The organism is Pedobacter petrophilus (genome assembly GCF_009674725.1).
In the GTDB taxonomy this organism is placed as follows: domain Bacteria; phylum Bacteroidota; class Bacteroidia; order Sphingobacteriales; family Sphingobacteriaceae; genus Pedobacter; species Pedobacter petrophilus.
Genome location: NZ_WKKH01000026.1, coordinates 69,248 through 75,422, shown reverse-complemented (window position 1 = coordinate 75,422; position 6,175 = coordinate 69,248). Strand labels below are relative to the sequence as shown.

The following is a 6,175-nucleotide window of genomic DNA, read 5'->3' as shown; positions in this document are numbered from 1 at the left end:
TTGGCCGCTGCGCTGGCTTGGTTTCGGCTCGCCGCCGCCGAAGGGGCTCTAAACTTTTTCTTGATAAAAAGTTTAACAAAAATCAAGGCTTGGATCTGATGTCGGATAAGTACGTCGAAAACCTGTTTCGGCAGCACAAGTACCGATGAAGGATCGGCAAATGTGCGCTGCCTTGGTTGGGTGAGGGGGTGAAAGTTGGTGGGGTGGTTTTCAACTGCTTCTCCTTCTATCATCTCCTATGCCGGAGAGCAGGGTGTAGATAGTAGAGTGCAGATAGCGGGATGCCATCAGTAAATCGTCATTCTGAATTTATTTCAGAACCTATTTTGTAAATAAAAGATGCCCGCGGGTTTAAAGTAAAATCGTCCTTATGCGAAAAATCGTCATTGCGAACTGAAGCGGAGGTGGAGCGAGGGCGTGAAGCAATATATCTTGTTGTTGTTTATCAATAATTGGCCGCTGCGCTGGCTTGGTTTCGGCTCGCCGCCGCCGAAGGGGCTCTAAACTTTTTCTTGATAAAAAGTTTAACAAAAATCAAGGCTTGGATCTGATGTTGGATAAGCGTGTCGAAAACTGATTTCGGCAGCACAAGTACCGATGAAGAATCGGCAAGTGTGCGCTGCCTTGGTTCGGTGGGTGTTTAAAGTTGGTGGGGGTGGTTTTCAACTGCTTCTCCTTCCATCATCTCCTAGGCCGGAGAGCAGGGTGTATATAGCAGGTGTATATAGTAGGGTGTAGATAATAGGGTGCAGAAAGCGGGGTGCCGTCAGTAAATCGTCATTCTGAATTTATTTCAGAACCTATTTTGTAAATAAAAGATGCAGTCAGTAATTCTATTTCAATTTCCGTGCAATACTTAACTTGTTTTCTTTAATACCTTTTGCAACCAAGCCTGCAATTTGTTTAGCACCATTTGGACTTAAATGAGTATCATCTTTCTTGCCTTTCGGATAATTTACATGCCCTGAATCTACATGAAGAAATAACTTAATTGATCCTTCATCGCCTAAATCACTCAATAATTTTTCCGTTTTAGCGAGCATGTCGATCAGGGGTACTTTGAGCGAATCAGCAACTTTTCTGGTTACGTCTGGGTAACCACCATGCGTATCGGTTAATATTCCATTTTTAAAACTTCTTCTCGAGATTGGCGTAAGTAAAACCGGAATGGCTTTTTTACTTCTGGTTTCATTCACATAGTTCACCAGATTGATCTTAAAATCGGCTAATGAAACGCCAACGGCTGGTTTATCAACCTTTTCATCATTATGGCCAAATTCTATCAGTACATAATCGCCTGCTTTCAGATTTTCCAAAATTGGTTCCCAGCGTTTTTCCGCCCGGAAAGATTTTGTACTTCTCCCATTTAATGCGCGGTTATCTACTTTAACCTCATCGTTAAAAAACGATTGCAACTCCATTCCCCAACCTGTTTCGGGATAAGCTTTTTCCTGTTTATTGGCTGCTGTAGAATCTCCAATAATGTAAAGCGTAGTCTGCTTTTGGATCAGCTGAAATCCTGATAGGATAACTAAGGCTACAGCAGCGAAAATGATTGAAACTCTTGTTTTCATGATAAGTTATTTGCCTGGATTCCAGTGGTCACCGCTATTAAAAATATTCTTAAGGGTATATTCTTTCGCTTCTTTGTCAGAGAGTTGTTTGCTCCAGTTTATCCGCGTTTTTGGTGATGTGCCTTCACCTCTGCTTTTATATTCCGCATAGTAGGTTGTTTTCTCCTTGTCAGGAAACATTTTGTCGCCCTTCCAGGGATTCCATCCCGCTTCAACAATATGTTTGCCTAACTCGCAATTAAGAAAAACCGTTTTGGCAAATGGCCGCCAGGGCCTGCCGAGGTAAACTTTGCCAACCGAAGAATCTGCTATCAGCTTACAGTTTAAAAATACAAAACCAAACTTTTGGTTTTTGGAAGTTGCGGCGGCGGTTACATAAGAATCGCTCAGGCTCTTGATTTCACATTCCTGAAATACTGCAGTTGCCTGTCCGAAAATAAAATCAGTAGTACCTTGAATAAAACACTTAAAGTAATATTGCCTGCTGTTCTCAGTCGCGGCATACAAGGTATCTTGATTACCTAAAAATTTGCAGTTTTTTGCAATGAACCGATCGCCTTCTACATGGAGGGCTACCGCCTGCCCTACGCGACCAGACGCATTAATAATCGTCAGATTTTCTAAATGGCAATCGTTACCCTGAACCAGCATAGAATAAGAGGTATAAGTGCTGAATTTTTCATTGCCAAATGCATCTTTTCCTGCGTTTGCCTTTCCTGAGTAATCATTGCCAGTAATGATCGTTCGGTCTGTGCTTTCTCCAATAATAGTGATGTTGGTTTTCCATGATGGGATGATCAGTTTCTCCTTATAGATGCCATTTTTTACCTTAATCTTTACTTCCTTTTCTCCTAAATCCCGAACGGCATTTACGGCTTCCTGAATGGTTTTGTAATTCCCGCTTCCATTTTGATCTACCGTTATTTCTGCCGGGTATTTAGGATCCTGGGCATTTACTTTTAAAAAGAAAAGGGTCAGGATCAGCAGGAACGGATAGCAAAGAAAAGTTGGTCGGCTCATTTTATAAAAGTAAAATCTAAGATTTAAATTTCATTAAAAAGGGCAAAATAAATTCTGCCCTTTTAGAAAATATAGAGGGTTAATACGTCCATCTTGGATCTCCGATTGTGCCACCGGTATTGCCAGCCACCCTTAGTGGCGAACTTACAGGGATCGAAAAATCAGTTGTGGTTGGTGTCCATCCTAAATTTAAGGTTTGGTTACTGGTTAACGTTGCCGTACCGAAGGTTAGCGCGGTACCGCCTGTTAATGCGCTAGACAAGTTAAAGTAATTACTATTGGAGATGGTTAAGGTACTGCCTACTCCAGTTGCCCGGATGGCAGCAGCATTAACGTTTCCTGATTTTGGCGTATTGGCCAGGATGCTATTTTGGATTGTAAATTTAATCGGGTTTGCGCTGGCATCAAGCAAGGCGTATTTAGCGTTTCCTCCAAAGCCGTTAAATGTAGAACTGGTTATGGCAACGGTTGGAACAACATCGCCGGTGTAGGTTGCGCTTGCAGAAACTAAACCGGGGCCAGCATTGTAAAAGGTAGATTTAGATACTGCAATTGTATTAAACTGCATTTTATTAACATGGAGTGTATAGTATGCAGAAGAACCATTTAACCCCATATCATATACGATGGAGTTGTTTACTGTAATGTTGGTAATTTTAAAATCCCTTGCTGCAGTTCCCCGATCGCCACGTAAAAAGGCAGTGGTAGCACCATGCACAATACAATTATCTACCACAACATTTGTGAAAGTTGCTGCCGAACCATTTGCAGCTTGTGAGCCAATAAAGTTTAAGAAATAAAGTGATGCACCAGCTGTTCCGTCAAACTCGATACCTGATAATGTTACTCCTGCGCCCGTTCCTTCTAAATCTATTTCCTTGTAGTTTATTTTTGTGTCACCAGGATTGCCAGAGGTAGATTTAAGGGTAATGGTTTTGCGGGTAATAAAAGAAGTTGTTGCCAGGGTATAAATTCCCGGGTTTAATCCGATAGTTGCACCATCTGCAGCATTGGTAATAGCAGCCGCCAAATCATCGCCAGGATTTAATCTAACCGTGTAATTAGTGGGTAACAGGGTGGTAAATGTTACCAATCCTTTACTTTTTGTATCTGAGAATAATTCAGCTGAATACAATACGCCTGCTGTTAATCCGGGAATTAATTTCACGCCGGCAGCTGCATCTGTAGCGTTCAATGTGGCGGTTATCGCAGTACCAGTTGCCGGCGTTAACACAATAGCAGTTAAGCCCGGAGTTGGCGTGTAACGTAACGTAACATTGGTTTCCTTTACATCATTATCCCTTACGGCTGAAAATAGTTGTGTTCCGGTAAGTTGGAAGACACTGCTTCGCACGTATTTAGATTCCGGTTGATCTGCCGTAGCAGCCGCTTTAACCCGGGCATAATATTTTGTTCTTACCGGAATATTATCTTCTGTAACCGTAACGCCTGCAGTATCTGATGTGGTGGTGTATTTTACGGTTGCAAAGGTAGAATCGGTTGAGAAATCGATGTTGTATTTAAGTGCTTTGCCAGTGGCCATGATTGGCACCGTCCATGTTAATTTTGCTTTTGTTTCCCCTGCAGTAACTTTAACCTCACTGGGTTTAAATAATCTGGCTGGTTCATTAGGTTGATCTTCTGATTTTTTGCAGGCGTTTAGCGCCGCGGCAATCAAAACAAGCATTGCAATTTTCCAGCTAAGCTGATTTATAATTTTTTTCATCTCTATGGTGTCTAAGCGTTAATAACCAAAATTTTGCACCATTTTGGTGTTTTCAATCAATGCCGTTTTTGGGTATGGAAAAAGCTCTTTTTTATTGGCCTCGAAGTAAAAGGCTATGCCGGTAGCGGTACTGGTAATGGAATTCTCTTCGGTAACCGCTTTCCTCCAGTTTTTAGTGGTGTAGCCAGCAGGGGCTGATGATACACCTAAACCAGGTGAAACAAAAACGTTATTTGGGGTGCCGCCAAATAAGTCTAACGTGGCAACCTCATTTACGCTGGTACCCAAAAGATAATTTCCTTCTTTTGCATAAACGTAATCCGGAACACCAGCATAAGCGCCTGTTCCGGCAATTAGTGCCCGGATTTTTCCTCTGGTTTCTTCCAGTTTCGTGCCTAATAAATTCCATCTGATCAGGTCGTATTTTCTAATGGCTTCACCACCAAACTCTAATAAACGCTCTTTTACAATGGCATTGAAGAAATCGGTTTTAGTGGCTGGTGTGGCAGGGATTTGTGTTTCAAAACCCAGATAAGCTCTTTTCTGCACTTCTTGTAATGCGCTAACTGCAGTTGCAGAAGGTGCACTGTTAATTTCGTTGTCGGCTTCAGCATACATTAATAATACATCAGCGAAACGGATCATTGGCCAGTTTACACCAAAAGTTTGCGCAGCAGAAGACCCGTTAACATTTGTCCATGATTTGCGGAATTTTCCATCCGTCATGTTAAAAAGTGTATTGATGATTTTTTTAGATGATGCCGTGATTTCGAATACCCCAATGGTAACATCGCGGCGGGAATCTTTAGTCACATCAAATTCATAGAAATAAGTTGGAATGGCATTCATTCCGCCTCCACCACTGCCGTAAGTAGAAGCAGAGTTAAAACGGACTCCATTGTAATAGCCTAGTTTACTATCTGTTGCAGCATTACTTCCGAAGGCGGCAACCTCAAACATCAGCTCATGAGCGTTATCAAAACGGGTTCCGTGCAAGGTTTTAAACACATTTTCGAAGCTTGGGTTTAAGCTGTGTTCGGCACGATTGTTCATAATATCCAAACATTCATCAAAAGCTATTTTATAATAGGTTAAATAATCGCTGCTGCGAACATTTTGGTTTCCTTTTAAATAATATCCGCCACGCGCTAAAGCTAAACGGGCCCTCAATGCTTTGATTGCTCCTTTGGTAAAACGGAAACTGCCATATTCTGTGATGCCACTTCTCCACGGTACCAGGTCTTCTGCTGTTTTTAAATCGGCAATGATTTTATCATAAGTTTGATTACGGTCTGCATTCGGGCCATAAAGCGTTTCTGCATCAGCAGCGGGCACAAAGGATGCCGGCACATCTCCCCAGTTGCGGATTAACTCATGTAAAAACTGTGCCCTTAGGGTTAAAGCTTCACCCAGGTAACGTTTCATAATGGTTTTCTCGGCTTCCGATCCGTTGCTATAAAGTTTCGATGCCGGAATGTATTTAATGCAAATATTTGCACGTTCCACACCCTGATAGAGTTGGAGAAAAGGATTGGTTAAATCTGTATTATCAGAACTTGCGCCATACATGCTGATTCCACGTCGGTCGGAAGAACTGTAACTGCCCGAAGTTTTAAAATCATCAGCGGTAACGCCAAATAAGGTAGAGATGCGGCTACCATAACCATTATCTCCACAAAGCCTGTTGTAAACGCCAATAATGGCCGCATTTGTATTGTCGACATTTTCAAAAACAACATCAGGAGATGAGGTTGATGGAGACTGGACATCTAAGTATTTTTTACAGGAAGTATTGATGCAAACTGCTGCAATAGTCATCACCATTAAAGCAGATTTTATAAATTTATTGTTCATT

5 protein-coding genes are annotated in these 6,175 nt (G+C 41.9%); all 5 read right to left on the bottom strand.

Annotation, left to right across the window (positions count from 1 at the left end):
- A partial coding sequence (locus tag GJU39_RS23605; RefSeq protein WP_209437658.1) for a hypothetical protein occupies positions 1 to 233 on the bottom strand: 233 nt, incomplete at its 3' end.
- 600 nt (positions 234 to 833) lie between these two features.
- On the bottom strand, positions 834 to 1,574 hold the full coding sequence (locus GJU39_RS15785; RefSeq protein WP_154281951.1) for a rhamnogalacturonan acetylesterase: 741 nt from the start codon (positions 1,572 to 1,574) through the stop codon (positions 834 to 836).
- Between the two features lie 6 nt (positions 1,575 to 1,580).
- Positions 1,581 to 2,594, bottom strand: coding sequence for a pectinesterase family protein (locus GJU39_RS15780; protein WP_154281950.1), 1,014 nt, complete (start codon positions 2,592 to 2,594; stop codon positions 1,581 to 1,583).
- Positions 2,595 to 2,673: 79 nt separating this feature from the next.
- Positions 2,674 to 4,320: a DUF4957 domain-containing protein gene (locus tag GJU39_RS15775; RefSeq protein WP_154281949.1), complete on the bottom strand. Its 1,647-nt coding sequence runs from the start codon at positions 4,318 to 4,320 to the stop codon at positions 2,674 to 2,676.
- Between the two features lie 18 nt (positions 4,321 to 4,338).
- Positions 4,339 to 6,174, bottom strand: a complete 1,836-nt coding sequence (locus tag GJU39_RS15770; RefSeq protein ID WP_154281948.1) for a RagB/SusD family nutrient uptake outer membrane protein — start codon at positions 6,172 to 6,174, stop codon at positions 4,339 to 4,341.
- Position 6,175 lies beyond the last annotated feature (1 nt).